This is a genomic window from Photobacterium lucens (genome assembly GCF_009873615.1).
In the GTDB taxonomy this organism is placed as follows: Bacteria; Pseudomonadota; Gammaproteobacteria; order Enterobacterales; family Vibrionaceae; genus Photobacterium; species Photobacterium lucens.
Window position 1 is genome coordinate 1 of sequence record NZ_SSMG01000333.1, and the last position, 1,507, is coordinate 1,507.

General features: G+C 31.9%; 1 protein-coding gene. It reads right to left on the minus strand.

The genetic code is table 11. From position 1 onward, the window contains the following. Positions 1-31 precede the first annotated feature (31 nt). Positions 32-1,477 carry a winged helix-turn-helix domain-containing protein gene (locus E5A76_RS14265; protein ID WP_161119319.1) on the minus strand — a complete coding sequence of 482 codons (1,446 nt, stop codon included), beginning with the start codon at positions 1,475-1,477 and terminating at the stop codon, positions 32-34. Between the last annotated feature and the right edge of the window lie 30 nt (positions 1,478-1,507).

Consider the following 1,507-nt stretch of genomic DNA (forward strand, 5'->3'; position numbering starts at 1 on the left):
CCTTATATTTTTATTTAAATTGAACCTAAGGTTAAATAGAATGAAACACTAAGCTTTGACAAAGTATTTCTGTTTCATAAGATGGTGATAAATATTTAGCAATACTGAAGTTTTCATTTGCTTGCTGATGTTGATTCTTAATATCAAAAATTTTGCCCTGGAGAATATAATAAAGGGCTGAATTTTGTTTTGATTGTTGCCTTGATAGCGATAAGTAATGTTGTGATAAGTCAAAATTACCTTGATAGAGCTGATTCAAAGCAAGTGCATTGAGCGTTTGAGTTGGTAGTGATGATAAGGAATTTTGTTGAGAAATATTCTTAACCAAGTCATGTGCATAATTCATCAATTTTGGCATTGATGTTTCTTTGTTATCTAGAGTGAGAATAATTGCGTAGCTAATATAACGTTTTGCAAGTAAGTAACTGTTATTGGGTGAGTTTGAAATAAGTTTATTTATATCAGTTAGGTAGCTTTTATTTACTTGTCCATCGTCATTAATTAGGTCTGGTAATGATAGGTATTTATAAAGCAGGGTTGATTCAGTAATTACAGGTACATTAGTAACGACTATTTGGTGATCATGGGTTAATGTTTGAATGAGTTCATTGAGTAATTGATTGAGGGATGTGTAGAGTTTTTTACTTTGTAAAAGCAGATTTTTTTTTAAATCAGAACGATGAGAAATATTATTATAAAGCTCTATATGTAATTGATTATTATCACTAATATATAACGAAAGTGTTTTTCCAGCTTCTGAATTAGGATGTAAACTACTGGTGTAGTCAGTGTAAGTAAACAGCGTGCTTTCTATCATTTTCGCTATAGAATATACCTGATTAGATGAAGAGGTTATTTCTATGTTTATTTGCCGTGGGTTTTTTAAGCTTTTGGTTGATGCATTATCATTGTTCGCCCAACTAGCGAAGACAAGGGTAAGCACTAACATAGATAATATTCCTACATCGAAAAGCCAATGGTTAAGCTTTAAGTTTTTGATTTTATTGCTTACTGAGGCTGGTGGGATATCTTTCTCTGGTTTGCTAAATGCACGTGTCATCGGCCCCGCTGGAAATGCGGTTCCGAGGTTATTGTTGTCATTCGTATGCTCGTTAGATGAATGAAACTCTTCTAATTTAAAGCCAGTATTAGGGTCAATGTAAATTTGTTGTACATCAGCGTCTAATTTATAGCCTCGTTTGGGAATGGTAATGATCCAATGATCTTCATCTAACTTTTTTAAAATTTTTCTTAATTCAAAAATGGATTGAGTAACAACTTGATCGCTAACAACGGCACCATCCCAAACCTCATCAATTAACTCATCTCGCGTAAATACAATCCCTTGATTTTGAGCCATAAATGATAGAAGTTTAGTAATTCTTGGTTCAAGAATATATGTTTTACCTAATTTGTTCAGACTGTTTTCTGTTGTTATTAATAAACAATCATTTATTTTGAAATTTCTCCAAGCCATAACTGAATTTCTTTAATTTAGAATTTAGAT